General features: G+C 66.4%; 15 protein-coding genes. 7 read left to right on the top strand and 8 right to left on the bottom strand.

Translation table 11 applies throughout. The features are described 5' to 3' along the window. Positions 1-61: 61 nt before the first annotated feature. Positions 62-451 carry a hypothetical protein gene (locus ACIRG9_RS05465; protein ID WP_402850595.1) on the top strand — a complete coding sequence of 130 codons (390 nt, stop codon included), beginning with the start codon at positions 62-64 and terminating at the stop codon, positions 449-451. Here ACIRG9_RS05465 and ACIRG9_RS05460 read toward each other — a convergent pair. Continuing rightward, on the bottom strand, positions 395-1,108 hold the full coding sequence (locus tag ACIRG9_RS05460; RefSeq protein WP_402850592.1) for a hypothetical protein: 714 nt from the start codon (positions 1,106-1,108) through the stop codon (positions 395-397). The genes ACIRG9_RS05465 and ACIRG9_RS05460 overlap by 57 nt on opposite strands. A 196-nt stretch (positions 1,109-1,304) precedes the next feature. Between ACIRG9_RS05460 and ACIRG9_RS05455 the strand changes: the two genes are divergently transcribed. Both ACIRG9_RS05455 and ACIRG9_RS05450 read left to right on the top strand, forming a co-directional pair. Further along, positions 1,305-2,126 (top strand): phosphotransferase family protein, encoded by an 822-nt coding sequence (locus ACIRG9_RS05455; RefSeq protein ID WP_402850589.1) that lies wholly within the window; start codon positions 1,305-1,307, stop codon positions 2,124-2,126. 246 nt (positions 2,127-2,372) lie between these two features. Next, positions 2,373-3,248, top strand: a complete 876-nt coding sequence (locus ACIRG9_RS05450) for an IS5 family transposase (RefSeq protein ID WP_402851856.1) — start codon at positions 2,373-2,375, stop codon at positions 3,246-3,248. A 9-nt stretch (positions 3,249-3,257) separates the two neighbouring features. Here the strand turns inward: ACIRG9_RS05450 and ACIRG9_RS05445 are convergent, their stop codons facing one another. Both ACIRG9_RS05445 and ACIRG9_RS05440 read right to left on the bottom strand, forming a co-directional pair. Next, entirely contained in the window at positions 3,258-3,953 is a 696-nt protein-coding gene (locus ACIRG9_RS05445; protein ID WP_402850586.1) for a tyrosine-type recombinase/integrase, read from the bottom strand. A 1,732-nt stretch (positions 3,954-5,685) separates the two neighbouring features. Continuing rightward, positions 5,686-6,156, bottom strand: a complete 471-nt coding sequence (locus ACIRG9_RS05440) for a hypothetical protein (protein WP_402850584.1) — start codon at positions 6,154-6,156, stop codon at positions 5,686-5,688. A 207-nt stretch (positions 6,157-6,363) separates the two neighbouring features. Between ACIRG9_RS05440 and ACIRG9_RS05435 the strand changes: the two genes are divergently transcribed. Next, positions 6,364-6,783 carry a VOC family protein gene (locus tag ACIRG9_RS05435; protein ID WP_402850581.1) on the top strand — a complete coding sequence of 140 codons (420 nt, stop codon included), beginning with the start codon at positions 6,364-6,366 and terminating at the stop codon, positions 6,781-6,783. Between the two features lie 273 nt (positions 6,784-7,056). On the opposite strand, the gene ACIRG9_RS05430 is transcribed toward ACIRG9_RS05435, so the two are convergent. Continuing rightward, positions 7,057-7,776: a hypothetical protein gene (locus ACIRG9_RS05430; RefSeq protein WP_402850578.1), complete on the bottom strand. Its 720-nt coding sequence runs from the start codon at positions 7,774-7,776 to the stop codon at positions 7,057-7,059. A gap of 574 nt (positions 7,777-8,350) precedes the next feature. Further along, positions 8,351-9,097, bottom strand: coding sequence for a hypothetical protein (locus ACIRG9_RS05425; RefSeq protein ID WP_402850576.1), 747 nt, complete (start codon positions 9,095-9,097; stop codon positions 8,351-8,353). 166 nt (positions 9,098-9,263) lie between these two features. Here ACIRG9_RS05425 and ACIRG9_RS05420 point away from each other — a divergent pair, with 166 nt between their 5' ends. Further along, positions 9,264-10,352, top strand: coding sequence for a sensor histidine kinase (locus tag ACIRG9_RS05420; RefSeq protein ID WP_402851853.1), 1,089 nt, complete (start codon positions 9,264-9,266; stop codon positions 10,350-10,352). Beyond that, entirely contained in the window at positions 10,349-11,029 is a 681-nt protein-coding gene (locus tag ACIRG9_RS05415) for a response regulator (RefSeq protein ID WP_402850574.1), read from the top strand. The genes ACIRG9_RS05420 and ACIRG9_RS05415 overlap by 4 nt, the downstream gene beginning before the upstream one ends. A gap of 304 nt (positions 11,030-11,333) precedes the next feature. Here the strand turns inward: ACIRG9_RS05415 and ACIRG9_RS05410 are convergent, their stop codons facing one another. The 3 genes from ACIRG9_RS05410 to ACIRG9_RS05400 all read right to left on the bottom strand — a co-directional run bounded on the left by ACIRG9_RS05410 (position 11,334) and on the right by ACIRG9_RS05400 (position 14,524). Beyond that, positions 11,334-12,011, bottom strand: a complete 678-nt coding sequence (locus tag ACIRG9_RS05410; protein WP_402850572.1) for a hypothetical protein — start codon at positions 12,009-12,011, stop codon at positions 11,334-11,336. Positions 12,012-12,196: 185 nt separating this feature from the next. Next, positions 12,197-13,141: a hypothetical protein gene (locus ACIRG9_RS05405; RefSeq protein WP_402850570.1), complete on the bottom strand. Its 945-nt coding sequence runs from the start codon at positions 13,139-13,141 to the stop codon at positions 12,197-12,199. Positions 13,142-13,600: 459 nt separating this feature from the next. Continuing rightward, positions 13,601-14,524 carry an ion transporter gene (locus tag ACIRG9_RS05400; RefSeq protein WP_402850567.1) on the bottom strand — a complete coding sequence of 308 codons (924 nt, stop codon included), beginning with the start codon at positions 14,522-14,524 and terminating at the stop codon, positions 13,601-13,603. A 240-nt stretch (positions 14,525-14,764) separates the two neighbouring features. On the opposite strand from ACIRG9_RS05400, the gene ACIRG9_RS05395 reads away from it, so the two are divergent. Next, positions 14,765-15,844, top strand: coding sequence for a ParB-like protein (locus tag ACIRG9_RS05395; protein WP_402850565.1), 1,080 nt, complete (start codon positions 14,765-14,767; stop codon positions 15,842-15,844). Positions 15,845-15,965 lie beyond the last annotated feature (121 nt).

The raw sequence follows: 15,965 nt of genomic DNA, 5'->3' as shown, positions 1-15,965 counted from the left end.
GAAGCCATGTTCCATGTCCGTGTTGCCCTGCACGGCCGAGACGTCATCTCCACGAACCGGCGTGATCGGCCAGCTACGACCCCGCCCGGAGGTGCTGCTGCTCAACGACACCGACGCCGACCAGGCCGAGGTTGCACTCGTCGTCGCCGACAGCATTCACGAGCCGGCCCTGCGGATTCTGCGCGCCCTGTACAGCAGGGGAAACAGCACGACCCCCGATCGAGCAAGTCTCCATGCCCCAGGGCGAGCAGCCTCGCTGACTACACTCGGTTACGGTCTGGACGAGCCGCGCTCGAACCGGATCGCGGCACGTCCGGATGCAGGCACCCGCGATCCAGCTACCTTCCGTGACGAGCGCTTCGCGGCAGATCCGGATGGCGTCGACCGGTCGCGGTCATCGCTCGGGCACGACCTGGATCTCCACTCGATGCCGGAGGTAGTCGTCGTTTGAGGTGCGAGCGATCTGCACGGCCTGAGCAACTTGGTCGCGCATTTGGCTGGGGTACATCTGTGGGTCCAGGGTGAGGCCTGGCAGTATGCATCGGCGCAGGTCTAGGTCGTCGTCGGCCAGGAAGCGGCGTAGTGCGGTAAGGCGGTACCGCTCGCGCAGGTCGCTGACTTGCTCGTATTCGGCGGCGCTTTTCGGGGTCATGGTCGTCGTTCCCGGTAGGTACCTGACTCTTATCGAGGTCCAGTACCAGGCGCGTGCCGCGCCTGCCGCATCGGCGGGGGCACCGCTGTCGAGATAGTCAAGCAGCGCAACCTGGACGCGACGGCGGCCGAACGCGGCGATGGCGGGTTCGACCAGTTGCCGGTTGAAGCTCGGATCCGGCTCGTACACTGCGGCTCGGATCAGCGGTTCGAACCATTCGTCGGGCATGCCGCGAGTACTGGTCGGGTGCTTGGCCCGGCGCGCGACGGTCTGACCGATCATCCGCCGGGCACGATGACGCCAGAACAGACGGTCGTCGGGCTCGTCGACGTCCGGGGGTTCGGCGCCGACGAGGTCGAGGAGTGCCTGTAGCGAGGCGTGATAGACCGCCGAGCGATCAACCGTACGCCCAGGTAACGGCTGGAACGTAGCGGGCGTCTCGTTCGTCGATGCCATGGGCGACCATGGTAGCCGGCGCTCCTCAGCACGACCTCGCTCAGGTTTCCCAGCTCTTGGCCAGCTGATAGCCGTGACGCAGAGCAACGTTCCGAAGGCGGCAGATTCGGATGTAGTCGCCGCCGCCCGTGTTTCTTGAGGCGGGGGAGCCCGAAATACGGCTGCTGCGCCGAAAACGCTGAGTTACGGTGCTCCGATGCAGGCGTATGCGGCCCAGCGGGCAACACAGGCAGCCGTGTCGAGCGCCTCATCGCTCGGCCTGACCGCCCACGACGCCGTCGTCCTGCACAACTCGAACAAGCTCACCCTGCGTCTGCAGCCCTGCGACGTGCTGGCCCAGGTGGCACCGGCGGCGCACCAGTGCGCCCAGCTTGAAGTGGATCTCGTTCAGCGACTGTTCGAGGTCGGGAGCCCGGTGGCTGCGCTGGAAGCGCCCGAGGTTTTCGTCTGGGACGACCACGTGGTCACGCTGTGGACCTACTACGAACCGGTGACTACTCAAGCGGTCCCGCCCGTGGACTACGCCAGAGCGCTCGAACGTCTGCACGCCGGAATGCGCCGGGTCGACCTGCCCACTCCGCACTTCACGGACCGGGTTTCCGAGGCCCAGGCCCTCGTGGCCGACCACGACCGGACGCCGAAGCTGGCCGACGCGGACCGAGTCTTTCTCGCCGGCACATTGGACCGCCTGCGCCGAGCGGTCGGCGATAGCGGTCGGCCCGAACAGGTCCTGCACGGCGAACCTCACCCGGGCAACCTGCTCTCGACCCAGGTAGGCCTGCTCTTCATCGACTTTGAGACGTGCTGCCGGGGGCCGATCGAGTTCGACTTGGCCCATGCACCCAACGAGGTCGAAGACCACTACCCGGGCGTCGATCACCACCTACTTCGAGATTGCCGGACTCTCATGCTGGCGATGATCACTACGTGGCGCTGGGATCGCGATGACCAATTCCCCGACGGCCACAGGCTCGGCATCGAGTGGCTGAGCGAACTCCGGAAGGCGGCGGCTCGGTAAATTACCGAGCACGGTCATCGGCAGAGCCGTGAGCGGCTGATCATGTTCCAGAGGCCATGTAGGCAGCGAGGATGTAGTTGGGGTGCCGGTCGAGGTTCTTAGAGCCTGGTAAATAAGGGTTTCCGGTGTCCGGCGGGCCCGGTGGAGATCGCCAACCGTGACGGCATCCGGCGTGGTGGCGTGACATGGTGAAGGGCCTTCGGTACGAGCAAAGGCGACTAAACCAGCACGACCGAAGGCCCAACCCTGTCTGTATACCTTGTCGCCGGCGTCGCCGCATCCGCTACCCCGGCCACTCTCGACGATCACCTGCCCACCGCCCGGCCACGGCACTATCCGTCCGATACCTCGGATGTCGAATGGCAGGTCCTGGCTCCGCACGTGCCGGCCGGGACCGGACGCGGCCGGCCGATCACCTACCCCCGCCGCGACATCGTCGACGCGATCCGCTACCTCGACCGCACCGGCTGTCAGTGGGACGCGCTACCCGCCGACTTCCCGCACCACAAGCTCGTCTACCACTACTTCAAGACCTGGACCCGCGACGGAACGCTGCACCGCATGCACAACAGCCTTCGCGAGCAGGTCCGGACCCAGGTCGAGGGCCGTAACCGGCAGCCGACGGCCGCGCTGATCGACTCGCAGTCGATACGCGGTGCCGACACCGTCGGCCGACTCAGCCGCGGCTACGACGCCGGGAAGAAGATCAACGGCCGGAAACGGCACATCGCCGTCGACACCTGCGGACTGCTGCTCGCGATCCTGGTCACCGGCGCGAACGTCCAAGACCGCGACGCCGCCCGGCCACTGCTGTGGGCGCTACGCGCCTGCTTCCCCACCATCGGCCTGACCTGGGCCGACAGCGGCTACACCGGCCGACTCGTCGACTGGGCCGCCACCCGTCTCACCCTCACCGTGCAGATCGTCGCCAAACTCGCCGGGCAGACCACCTTCGTCGTACTGCACCGCAGATGGGCGGTCGAGCGCACGTTCTCCTGGATCAACCGGTGCCGACGCACCGTCCGCGACTACGAACGGCTACCCGGCCACCACGCCGCGATGGTCCAATGGGCCATGATCATCGTCATGACCCGCCGCCTCGCCCACCACCAACCCACCTGAAACCCTTATTTACCAGGCTCTAACGGGCGCGGTCGTAGCGCCTGGTGGTTCGCGGGTCGGCATGCCGGGCGGCGATTGCACGTCACGCAAGCTGACGCCGGCGTCGAGCATGGTGGTCACGAACGTGTGCCGCAGCATATGTGGGTGCATCCTCGGCATCCGGATCCCCACCGTCTGGGCCAGGTGCTTGAGCCGGCGGGTGGCGGCATGCCGGTCCATCCGAACACCGAGGGTATTGCGCAGGATCGGCCCGCTGGAGCGCTCGTCGACGGCCCGGTCGATAGCTCGGGCCACCGCGGGTGGCAGCGGGACGAGCACGACCTTGCCTCCCTTGCCGCGCACGCGTAGGACCCGGTGCCCGTGCTCCTCACCCAGGTCGGCGACGTTCGACCCGCAGGCTTCGAAGATCCGCAGCCCGAGCAGACCCAGGAGCGCGACCAGGGCGAAGCCGTTCGGGTTGGCCGACAGCCGGGCGGTAGTGATCAGAGCCTCGAACTGCAGGTGCCCCAGCCCAAGGGCCGGCGACTCGGACGGCACCGTGGGCCGACGGACATAGTCGGCCGGCGAGTGCTCCAGGATGGCGTCGATGACGCAGACCCGATAGAACCCGGCCACGACCGACAGGCGCCGCGAGACCGTCGAGGGCAGGTAGCGGCCTACGTCCTGCAGCCAGCGCACGTACCGCTCGACGTCCATCCGCGCCATGGCGAGCGGATCCAGGGCCTGGTCGGCGCACCAGCGGAGGAAGACTCGCAGATCGGACTCAGTATGGACGCGAGTTTGCCCACGGTAGAGGCCGAGAAAGGCGGACACCGCTGCACGCAGAACGAGCTGATCGGTCGGTACGACGCTGGAAGCGGGAGCAGGAGAGGTAGTCATATATCACCGTGCGTCACCAGCAGCGATGAACGCCAGTCCGCCCCGAGCGGCATGAGAGTAACTTCGGGTCGTGCGGGTTGAGAGCGTGGATCACGGCTACCAGTACCTCGGGAACGGCCCAGCCGCGACCGGTCGCGGAGGTGGCTGGCACATGCGGGCCGAGTTGTTTGCTCGGTGCATCCGGTGTGGCGACTTCGTTTCTCTCGACCCTGATGAGTACGGCAACTGCCGGTGTGGGGCGATACACAAGGACCGTGATGCCGGGCGGTTCGGGTCAAGCCTGGGAGACAGCCAGATCGAAATCTACCGCCGCCGGCCATGACGTAGACCTTCCTCAACGACGCGGTACTGCGCGCGCATCCCGGCATGAGAGTAAAGGTCGACAGGCTCTAGGATCGGTCGCGTGTCGAGGCCGGGGCAGCGGAAGAATCGCCAGCGCAGAGGGCACCGGCGGCTGCCAAAACTCAAGGATCGTGAGACTCCTCGACGCGGGCAGCGATCTCGGCCTGGGATACTGCATTACTGGTTGCGGCGGCCGGAACCGAGCGTTGCCATCTCGGCAATCTTCACGTCGATCTTTCTGCTGATAGCCGCTGTTACGCGTAACTGGGCTCTCCTAATCATCGTGCTGCCGTGCGCAGGCGCGGGTCTGTTTGTGTGGGTGACCCGGCATCTCTGGCGCCGTAACGCCGACCGCTGGCAGCAGGGATACGACGACGTCTTCTGATCTTCAGTCAGTCCGGCAGCGACCGAATCGTTCGGCGCGGCGCACTCTCCCGCAGGGAGCCCGGACGCCGTCTCAATGCCGCCGTGACAGCTGGAGAACGGCCGCCAGCGGCAGGAGCGATGCCGCCCAGAGCATCAGGACGCCGCCTGAACGCACTGTTCTCGGCAGAAGAGGACGTCACCCGAGGATCATGTAACCCTGACCCCTTCGGGCCGACCGAAGAGGTCACCGCGCAAGATGCCCTGGCCAGAGGGCTGCGGATGGGATTCGAGCCTCAGCCTGCGGAATCCAAACCGACGCCAGCACTACAGAGCTCAGTGCCTTACGTCGATGCGGCAAGACCGCCCCGATTGGCGCCAGCGACCCCAGGACGACAGCCGGCGCCAGCCAAGGCGGGGAGCAGCGACGCCTGACCACTTCGGTGTTCTCTGGGAGGTCAAGTCGGCCCGCTCGCCAACATCGCCGCAGGTCAGCGCGCTTCCCCTTGTCCGGCCTCGGTGAGCACTTCGGCTGCGGTGACCACTTCGCCAACCTGCCCCCAATCTGCAACCTGCATAAACGAGAAGCCGCAGGTCGGCGCGGGTGCAGTTGAGCGCCGTTGCGTGCCGTTGGACGCAGTTCAACGCCGTTCAGCGCACCCGACTGCTCCCCACGTGCTCCCCGATCCCCCGACCCACGACCGTGGCGTCGCCCTGCGCCATGGCGCTTCGCTTTGGCACACGTCTCCCAAGGAACAGCGCCGAGGCTGATATTCACTCAGCGTGACCGACGTGCTGAGACAGCGCCCACGGCCGGCGGCAAGAGCGGACGTTTCGGCAGAGCAGGACGCGTCTAAAGCGGATCCAGAAGCAGCACGTCATCCGGTGAGTAAAAGTACTCGCGCACATGCCGAGCCCATTCTTCGATCTTCGGGTCTTCCCACTGCGACAACCACTCAGACAGATGCGCGTGCTCGTCGGTGTATCCGTTCTCCAGGAGCCACTGAAGCGTTTCGCGCCCGCCCGCTCCGAAGATGGCCTGGGCATCGAAGCCGGCACCGAGGTCCATGTCACCCGTGCGGAACTTCGCTGCATACAGGCGGGGCGAGTCCGCGGGATCACCGATCAGGAACAGCAGGTAGGCCGTCACGTAGATCTGCTCGTACTCGTCGCTGTCGCCCATGTCCGGACCTTCGCGCCACGTCCTTTCGAGGTCGAAGATCTCTCGGAGCATCGCGTGGTGGTGGCCGGGGTCGTCTACGTCAACCATCCGGAGCGCTTCCCGACGCGAAGCCGGACTCGAGAGGTCCAAAGACTCGGCCATCGGTGCACGCTACTTGGAGTGCCCGCTCATCGGCACGTCCGGATGCATGCACCCGTGAACTAGTTACCTTGCGTGACGAGCGCTTCGCGTCATGAGCGTGCGTCGATGGAGATGCCGGGGGTGCGACTCGGAGGTTTCGGCCCGCCCGCTTCGGGAATGCCGACATCGGCCCGAATCTGCAGGGTGGTCCAGTAAGAGGGGGTAGATGTGACTTTAGCCAACGCGGCACCCGACTACTTCAAACCCAAGGACGGGATGTTCCTCGCCACCTTGTTGATTGTTCGCGATCTCGACCGGTCGCGCGAATACTACGAGCGAGTATTCGGAGCTACCTGTGTACACGAAAGCAATCCGTTGATCATGAAGTTCTTCAACAGCTACATCATAATCAACGTCGAGGGCGGCCCAACCGATGACAAGCCGACGGTACAGGCCATGGCACCAACGGATCCCAATACTCTGAGCTGCGCGATGAACGTTAGAGTTACCGACATCCGGAAGCTCTACAAGGAGTGGAAGTCTCGTGGTGCGGACTTCATCACCGAGCCAAAGGACCACGGCACGGAGATTCGGTGCTACCTGCGCGACCCCGACGGCTATCTGGTTGAAATCGGGCAGGGGCTCTGACCGGTTTCCGGAATTCTTAGGTGTCCGTCGCTGCCGAAGGTCCGCGACTCCTCCGGGTGTGGACCGAAGATGACCGCAGGCAGCCGATCCAGGGACAGGCCGAGACGTGCGCTCATCGGCAAGACCGAGCGTCGTCTTGATCGACCGGCTGTGACGCTGCGTAACATGCGGTCACCGGCAAATGAGCGCGGCCGCGCCGATCGGCGTCGGCCTGCCGCGGCGTCCGGCCAGGTCGTGGACCACTCGGAGCCGGGTATGTGGGTACGCCTCTGGTCACCGTTTGGTGGTGGTAGAAGTTTGCGACTGTCGCCATAGGGCCAGGTGTTCGAAGACATCGCTTAGTTGCCGGGCGATGTCGGGATCAGCGGTCGCGGAGACTTCGGCGGTGAGCACGTCCGCGGGTATCGGGCCGGACATCCAGTCGGTGGCCTCGCGCCTGAAGCCGTTGTCCTGCCGCGATGAGGCGAGAAGGTCGCTGACGAGTTCGGCGAGTTGCAGGGCCGCGGGTTTCCCAGCGTGCACCGGCCATGCGGCGAGATAGGGCGAGACGTTCTGTCCGCATTCGGCGATCGTGTCCAGCACCTCCCGCGGCTCACAGAAGCTGGGCCACGTCGAGGTGGTCTCCCGCCACCAGGCCCACGCGAAGTCGCTGATCACACGCCGTTCATCGGGCGAACCCGACCGCCACAGGCCTGCGAGCCGAGACGGCAAGAAGGTGGGGTAGCTCCAGTCGTTCATTTCGCCGGCCGCCACCAGCTCGAGGAGCCGGGGCATGAAATGGTTGAGGTACCTCTGATCACCCCAGGTCGTCGTCGACTTGAACAGCAGTGGACCGAGTTGCTCGGCGGTAACGTGGCGCAGTGGCGTTCGGTGCAGCGCTTCGACCTGCTCCGGGTCAACGCAGTGGTCGCAGTATTCGACACCCTCGAGCAGCTGGTACCGGCCGAATACCCGGTACAGGTCATCTACCGCCGCCTCCAGCTCGCTGCGCATCCGGTCAGGCTAACAACGAGGCCGGGACGGCAGGACAGCCAGATGCAGCCCCGGCCAGCAATGAGGGACGCGCCGATTGCGGCATGTTTCACGAAGAGCCTGAACGCCTTGACCCCGCTATGGTTCAGTCCACCAGCCCAGAGCGTTGCCGTCATCGTCATAGACGTTCCTGTACTCCCAAGGGCAACCTCGATCAGCCGCCCAGCGATCAACCGTCTTTCAACGACGCTGAACCCTGCGGCCACAGGCACTGTGATCACGATGAACCGACGGTCCGGCGGCAGCTCGACGAGTCCGCCAAGCCGTTGGAACCCGGTGGTGAGCAGGGTGATGTCCGCGTCGGTCGGCGGCGTGTTCGCGCACGGGGAGCAGATTTCATGATCCGATATCCGCTCGTCGGCACGTCCGGACATCGGCGACCGGCGCCGACATCACCTTCGGTGACGAGCGCTTCGCGGCAGATGAGGGTGCCGCCACGAGATGATCAAGATGATGGGTTGATTGATGGTTTTCAACTGTCCGTCGGTAAGTTTCGTTCCACTGCCACCGATGCCATCGTCGCGCTCAAGCGGCGTCAGCCGAGCTGTCCGAGGACGATCGAGCCCACGATGAACAGCAGGAGCAGCGGCATTGCCCACAAGACGGTGTTGCGGGGTGGGCGGTTGGCGTGGCGTAGGAACGTGACGCCGAGCGGTACGAGCGCCACGGTAAGTCCCGCGACCTGCGCGGCTGAGGCCCAGGTGCTTCCCTTGAGAACTCCGATCATCAGGCCGGACATCAGAGCCAAAGCGATGGCTGGTAGCAGGCGCAGGGTGCGAGACAGGAAACATCCGATGGCCAGGACGATCCAGCCGAGCATCACCGCCAGGCTGAGACTGGAGGCGACCCACTCGCGATAGCCGTAATAGGCGCTGACGGCTTGTGTAGCGGTGTTCAGGCCCGTGCTGTCGACCAGGGCGAAGGCGAAGGTGTTGACGCCGTAGTGGAAGGCGCGGGCGAACAGGCCGAACATCACCAGGCTGCCGCCCCAGAGCGCCCAGGCGGGCCGGGTCACGCCGACCCGTGTGGCGACCGCGACAACGCCCGGCCAGAGCGCGATGGTGCCAGAGAGGAATATCGCGTACGCGGCACTGATCAGTGTGGGTTGCCGCTGGTACTCGGCGAGTTGGTGCGGGAAGAAGAACGGGACGCCGAGCCGCAGGAGCGTGCCGGCCAGCAGCAGGCACGGCCCGACGATGAGGGATACGCCGCCCAACCATGGGCCCGGAAAGGTAAAGGTCCGCTCGGCGGTGTGCCGCCGGTCGACCGTCGTCGTGATCATGTCAACGACTCTCCCCGCGACACCGCGTGCGGCACATCCGGCCAGGACACCAACCTGCGGCAGCGTTGGCGGGCTGAGTCGTGGTGCCCAGGTGCTACCAGGGGATGAGCACCCTGAGTCGGACGGCAGCGCCGGTGGCGCTCGGTAGCCTTGCGACGTGATCCGGATGCGGTGGCAGGTCGTCGACGCGGCAGCGGCCGTTGCTGTGCTGGCGGTGTGTGGGTTCGCGGCGCAGGAGGCCGGCCGGCCATCCTGGTGGCAGTGGGTGATGGTGGGCACGGTCGCCGCGCCGGTCGCAATCCGCGACCGGTGGACGCTGCCCGCCGGCTTGGCGGCGCTCACCGCGTCCGCCGCCGTGCTCGCCTACGGGGTGATACCGCCGTACGCCGCACCGGTCCTGCTCGCTGCCGTGGCGCTGACCCAGTACTCGGTAGCGGCGGGATTGCCGCCGTCCCGGTCCGTGCCGGTGCTGGCTACCGGGCTCGCGGGCGCCGCCGCGCTCGCGGTGCTGTGGCCGTCTGCGCCACTGGTGGCGGTGCCGGCGGTCGCGGTCCCGTGGCTGGTGGGCTGGTTGGTTCGACACCGGCGGCGCCTCACGGAGCGGATCGCCGACGAGCGGACCGCGCGGGCGGTGACGGAGGAGCGGCTACGCATCGCTCGCGACATGCACGACACCGTCGCACACAACTTGAGCATGATCGCGATGAAGGCCAGCGTTGCCCGCCACGTCGCCGCAGTGCGGCCCGAGGAAAGCGTGACGGCCCTGGAGGTCATCGAGACCGCCAGCCGGGAAGCGCTGGTGGAGATGCGCCGCGCGGTGGGCCTGCTCCGCGCGGACCAGGATCCCGCCATGCCGTCGGGTTCCGACGAGGACCTGCGCGCGTTGGCCGACCGCGCTCAGCAGACCGGCATCCAGGTGGAGCTGACGCTCGTCAGCGAGACGACACCGCCGGCCGGGGCCCGGCTCGTCGTGTACCGCATCGTGCAGGAGGCGCTAACCAACGTGATCCGGCACGCGAAAGCCACCCGGTGCACGGTCAGCGTCGAGGCCGGCAAGGAGGCGATCACCGTCCAGGTGGTCGATGACGGCACCGCGACCGTGGCGGCACCCGACGGAACCGGGTACGGGCTGCGCGGCATGCGCGAACGGGTCACCACCTACGGCGGCAGCCTGCAGGCCGGGCCGCGCCCGGCCGGCGGGTTCGCCCTAGCCGCGCGTATGCCATACCGCCAATCCGGTGAGGATGAGCCGTGACCGACCCGATCCGCGTCCTCATCGCCGACGACCAGACGCTGCTGCGTGACAGCTTCCGCGTCCTGCTGGACACAGCCCCGGGCTTCACCGTGGTCGGCGAGGCCGGCACCGGCCGCGAAGCCGTCCAGCTGACATCGGCCCAACGCCCCGACGTGGTCCTGATGGACATCCGCATGCCCGACATGACCGGTATCGAGGCCACCGAACAGATCTGCGCCGAGACCGGCGACACTCGCGTACTCATCCTCACCACCTTCGACCTCGACGAATACGTCTACGGCGCGCTACGCGCCGGCGCCAGCGGCTTCCTGCTCAAAGACACCAGCGCCGCCGACCTGCTCGCCGCCCTCCGAGTGGTCGCCGCCGGCGACGCGCTGCTCGCCCCCAGCGTCACCCGACGACTCATCGCCGCGTTCGGCGCGCAACCCCGCCCGTCCCGCACGTTCCACCGCACACTGACCGGGGTCACCGAACGCGAACGCGAGATCCTGGTGCTGATCGCACGCGGCCTGTCCAACACCGACATCGCTGCGCACCTCACACTCAGCCTCGCCACCGTAAAATCCCATGTCGGCCGACTACTCACCAAGCTCAACGCCCGCGACCGTGCCCAACTCGTCGTCGTCGCCTACGAGACCGGTCTCGTCACGGCAACTCCCATCGATCCCAGGGGCTGACCGCCACTCGAACACCACAGCGCGGGCAGACCGACCGTGAAGGGGTAGACACCGCCACGAATGCGCCACCAGCCGACGGCACCGACCCCACAACGGCGTCCAAATTTCGGCGACCCCAAACGCCCTCACATCGGCATGTCCGGCTACGTCAAAACGCCCACTCCGCGGCAGCCGACCGCGCTGTGTGACGTGCGGTCCGCGGCTACCTATTGACTGGTGGTACGACCGCAGCCAGGCCAGGCTTGGTCGAGGCGTGCCTAATCTCTCCGCAGTCGGCGTGCTGGGACTGGAGAGATCTCGTTGGTTAGCCGTTGAAGTGTTCCCAGTCGAGGCGTGAGCGTAGGGGCCGCAGGGCCGAGCGTTGCCGGCTGCCGACGCTTAGCCAGATACCACTGTCGCCGTAGTCGGCGGCCATGGCGACCAGTCCGGGAGCCACCCAATGGCGCGTCGGGTCGCCAGGTACACGCAGCGGCTGCAGCGGGACGGGAACCAGGTCCTCGACGAACCGGTCCAGCACCTCCGGGGTGATCGTGGCGAAGCCGCTGAACGGTGAGGCGTTCACCGCTTCGTTGAGGGCGAACTGGAGCAGGAAACCGCCGAGGCGTTCCCGCTCGCGCAGCCGCTCCGGGCCGCCGTCGTACCAAACGACCGGGTCGTCGTCGGTGGGGTCGATCGATGCGACCCAGACGCCCTGGTTCTCGGCCGCGACGACCACTAGCGGCTCGTCTTCGAGGTACTCGATCTCGTCGAGCGGCTTGATGAAGTCCTGTCGGCCGAGGAGTTCCTCACGGCCGGCGGCGATGTCGTGGAAGGCCAGCAACGGGGGCGGAAGCGCCATGGCCGCGCGTGGGGGTGGCGCCGGTGGCATCGGCACGTCGGCGTACCAACCAATCAGAAAGGACCGCAGTGCCCGGGTCAGGTCCTGCGGCACATCGTCCAGCCAGTCGATGCCGGGTACCGGCAGTGTCGGCGTCGGTAGCACCTTGTCCAGCAGGTCGGGAGGAAGCCGCTTGTCCCAGGTCAGCTCGCAAAGTCTCCCATGAGCCGCTCCTCACTATCCAAATCATCGGGATCTGGCATAGCCAACTCGATGCGGTCAAGCCAGTCATGGCTCACCTCACATCCCGTCGCCCCGGACATGGAACACTCCACGAGCCCGGGCCCTGACTATGCTCCGGAACTCTTTGACAGATCCCGCCACCAGTTCGTAAGTCTGCCGGCGCGGAAGTCAAGCCACCAGACCCAGGGAAGCTCCTGCAAAAGCTCAGGGATGGCCGGCATCGGCATCTCGTCTATCAAGATCTGAAGCTCTGGTGGCACAGCCGCCGGCGTGAGTCCAAGCCAGGCAATGGCGCCGCCCAGTCGGATACCGATAGGTGACGTCGAGTCCGACCACAACATCTGCGCCCACGCCAGAGCCTCGGAGGCTAGGTCTCGTTCTCCTTCGTGCTGAGCGATACAGATAACCATAATCATCTGTACTGCCGCGTCGACCTCAACAGCCAGTCTGGCTTTCAAAGCGTCAGCAATTTCCTCACTTGCAGGCAGCGCGGTGGCCGCCACGTACGCCGCGCGACCTCGCACGCGAGAATCATCGTCATCCAGCAGCCTGATCAGGAGGTGAGTATCCCGCCCGACCATCGTCCGGACTGCTTCGACCGCCCAGTTCTCCAGGTATCCCCATGAGTCGAATGTCGGGACCGGCTGCATCGCCCGCAGCAACTCTGAACGTAACTCGTGGCGAGCAAAGCTCATGCGCGCCAGGTCGCCGACAAGCTGGAGCGCTTCACTTCGCGGGTGGGATCCCTTGGTCTCAGCCACGCGGATCAACGAAGGCACCACGCCCGCACCAAACACGCTCGTGGTGCCTTCGTTACATATTAATCCGCGCAGCCGGGACAGGGACTTCTCGGCAACGGCCGCGTCTCCGCGAAGGTCTTCAGTGGCCTCCCGGATCTCAGGAATCCGACTATCATCGTGAAGCGTCTCGTCCCACGGAAAGTCGTCGAAGCTCACTGGCCCGGGCGAGAGCTCCGCAACGGCTGCCCGCACATCGAAGTCGGGTAACCACTCCTGGTCACTCTCGTCCGGTTCCCAATCTCCTTGCGTCACTGTGCATTCCTCTCCGCTGTCTGCGGCAGTTCACCGAGTACACGCGATGATAGCCGTAACCGAAACGAGTTCAGCAAGTCGGATCGGCTTGCAGGACATGGTGAAGCCGCATGTGGCAATTGGCGATTCGCATACGGTTGCGATGCCGAAAGCCTGGGACTGCTACCTGGCACTAGGGCCAGTTGCGCAAGACGACGTGTTCCTGAGTGACAACGTTCGGCTTTTCGACGGGTTGCAGATGGTTAGCGCCTTTGGTCATTCCTACTATCGGCCGGGATCGAACATCGAAAGCTCTGTTGATGCCTTCTTCTCAAGTCTCAGTCGGCGCGCAGCCTAAACGTTCCGCCAGCACTCCCGGCGGATATCGCGCTCACGGCTCGATGAGCGTCTGCCGAGTGAGGTCCTGTACATGGCTCAATCTGGGGTTATCAGACAGCAGACGGCCATCTCGAAAGCTAGTCAGCGACCGGCCGCCGACCGGCTGGCGACCCGATCCCGAGCTGGGGGAGGGGCGTCGAGCTGGCCGGAGTGGATTTCCGGCAACTGCCGCTCCAGATCGTCGAGCATCGCGTGCAGCCGGGCGAGTTGTTCCCGTACCGACGGCTCGGGTTGCTGGTCGGGAGGGTCCAGCCGGGCGGTCCGCTCCGCCGCGGCGCGCTCGTCCTGGTGAGCCTCCTGCAGTGCGGTGAGCACCAGCCCGACGAGCAGGTTGGTGAGCAGATAGCAGGCGGCGACCATGTAGGAGACGTAGTAGAGCACGGCCCAGTCGGTCACCTCGCGGCCGGCCTGCAACGTGTCGGTGATGCCGTCCAACGACAGCAACAGGAACAGCGTCAGCATCGCCTGCCCGACCGTGCCGTAACGCTCCGGATAGGCGGCACCGAACAGCATCCAGCCGAGGATCGCGTACCCGTACAGCAACAGAGCGGTGACCAGCAGGAAGCTGCCGAGGCCGGGGAGGCTGCGCCGGATCCCGACGAGAATCACCCGCAGACTGGGGAAGAGCCGGAACGCGCGGGCGATGCGGGCCAGCCGCAGCAGCCGCAGCACCGTGACGTTCTCCCGGACCCCGGGCAGCAGGGGCGCGGCGACGATCAACAGGTCGAACACGTTCCAGCGGTCCCGGAAGAAGCCGGACGGGGCACCCAGGTGGGCCCCGAACCGGACGAGCAGTTCCAGCACGAAACAGGCCAGGCAGGCGTACTCCACCGCCCGCAGCGGGGCACCGGCCAGGGCGACCACCCGGCCGTACGTCTCCAGCCCGAGCGCCATCGCGTTGACGATCACCACCAGGAAGCTGGCGAGGCTGAACCAGGAGGCCGTCACCAACGCCTCGCACGCCTCGGCCAGCCGGCGTGGTGGGGTCTGGACGGTGTCCTTCATGGATCTCCTCGGCAATTCCTGAACCGGACGGCAGCCTATGTCATGATCGAGAGCCGCCTGCCGGCCGGACTGCCCACAAAGGACGACGACCGTCCCATGAGGTCGGCCCCGGCCTCGACGGGGGTGCCGGACGATCGTTCACTCGCGGTTTGCCCGCGGATCACCGTGCTGGCGTCGTGCGTTGGTTGATTGCTTGCACGCTCGCCTGCGACAGGCAACCTGGCACAAGGAGCAGGTGTTATGCGCTTCAGATCTCCGTCCCGCCGTGCCTCGATGGTGGGGGCGGCCCTCGCCGTCGTCGTCGGGGCCGGCGCCGCCGTCTCGGCGTCGGTCGCGCTCGCGGCGCCCGGCGCGCCGGGCCAGCGGCCCTCGTTCTGCGACCACGACAATCGCCACACGCCGTTCGCCCAGTACCTGTGCGCCGAGTCCGGTGACCTGCTCGACGTGCGCATCGGCGACGTGCATCCGACCCAGCCCTCGCTCGGCTACGACGAGGTGTACTACAAGCTCGGCCGCTACACGCTCGGCAAGGACGCGATCAACAAGAAGTTCGACGACTGGTGCGAGGCCGACGGCCGGGTCGAGGCGGCGAGCGCGTCGCCGGACGCCCGACTGGACGATTCGTCCTCGTTCACCTGTGAGCTGCCAGTCGGCGCCGAGACGGCGGACAGCATCGCCGCCATGAAGACGGTCGTGATCGGCCCCGGCGGCGAGCCGTTCCTCACCGACGGGCACCACACGCTCACCTCGTTCTACGAGACCCCGGACGGCGGCGCCGACCTGCACGTCCGGCTGCGGGTGGTGGCCAACCTGAGCACCCTCACCCGGCAGGACTTCTGGGCCGAGATGCGGGCGCACAAGTGGACGTACCTGCGTGACCCGCAGGGCAACGCGGTCACCGTGAACAAGCTGCCGACCAGCGTGGGGCTCGCCCACTTCACCGACGACAAGTACCGCAGCGTGCTCTACTTCGGTCGCGACATCGGCTACGCCCAGAACGGGCTGCCGTTCCAGGAGTTCTACTGGGGCAGCTGGCTCCGCGACCGCGAGCCGATCGACCTGGCCGCCTGGAACCCGAACGACCAGGCCAGCTACCTGGCCACCGTCAAGGCGCTGACCGAGGCGATGACGGCACTGCCCAAGGACGCCGTCGTCGACAGCGGGTTCACCGCCGCCGAACTTGGCGCCCTGTCGCAGTGGAACGACGGCAAGGCCGTCAACAAGGGCGAGTTCGACAAGCTGAGCAAGCCGTACTCGGACGCCAAGCCCGGCAAGATCGCCTACACGTTGGAGTACAAGCGGGCGCAGGGACTGGCCTGACTCTCCCCGTACGACCTGGCGGGGGGCGGCCCCCCCGGGGGGGGGGCCCCCGGCCCCCCCGGGGGGGGGCCCGGGGGGGGGGGGGTGTCCGCGGGGGCGTGAACCCCCAAGGAGGTCTGGA

The organism is Micromonospora sp. NPDC093277 (assembly GCF_044765245.1).
In the GTDB taxonomy this organism is placed as follows: domain Bacteria; phylum Actinomycetota; class Actinomycetes; order Mycobacteriales; family Micromonosporaceae; genus Micromonospora.
The sequence above is the reverse complement of the archived record's forward strand: the minus strand, read 5'-3'. Positions and strand labels throughout refer to the sequence as shown.

What these genes read in the sequence shown, in the direction of transcription:
- ACIRG9_RS05460 (WP_402850592.1), bottom strand. Translation starts at nt 1,108, where the DNA reads ATGGCATCGACGAACGAGACGCCCGCTACGTTCCAGCCGTTACCTGGG.
- ACIRG9_RS05455 (WP_402850589.1), top strand. Translation starts at nt 1,305, where the DNA reads ATGCAGGCGTATGCGGCCCAGCGGGCAACACAGGCAGCCGTGTCGAGC.
- ACIRG9_RS05445 (WP_402850586.1), bottom strand. Translation starts at nt 3,953, where the DNA reads ATGGCGCGGATGGACGTCGAGCGGTACGTGCGCTGGCTGCAGGACGTA.
- ACIRG9_RS05440 (WP_402850584.1), bottom strand. Translation starts at nt 6,156, where the DNA reads ATGGCCGAGTCTTTGGACCTCTCGAGTCCGGCTTCGCGTCGGGAAGCG.
- ACIRG9_RS05430 (WP_402850578.1), bottom strand. Translation starts at nt 7,776, where the DNA reads ATGCGCAGCGAGCTGGAGGCGGCGGTAGATGACCTGTACCGGGTATTC.
- ACIRG9_RS05425 (WP_402850576.1), bottom strand. Translation starts at nt 9,097, where the DNA reads ATGATCACGACGACGGTCGACCGGCGGCACACCGCCGAGCGGACCTTT.
- ACIRG9_RS05420 (WP_402851853.1), top strand. Translation starts at nt 9,264, where the DNA reads ATGCGGTGGCAGGTCGTCGACGCGGCAGCGGCCGTTGCTGTGCTGGCG.
- ACIRG9_RS05400 (WP_402850567.1), bottom strand. Translation starts at nt 14,524, where the DNA reads ATGAAGGACACCGTCCAGACCCCACCACGCCGGCTGGCCGAGGCGTGC.
- ACIRG9_RS05395 (WP_402850565.1), top strand. Translation starts at nt 14,765, where the DNA reads ATGCGCTTCAGATCTCCGTCCCGCCGTGCCTCGATGGTGGGGGCGGCC.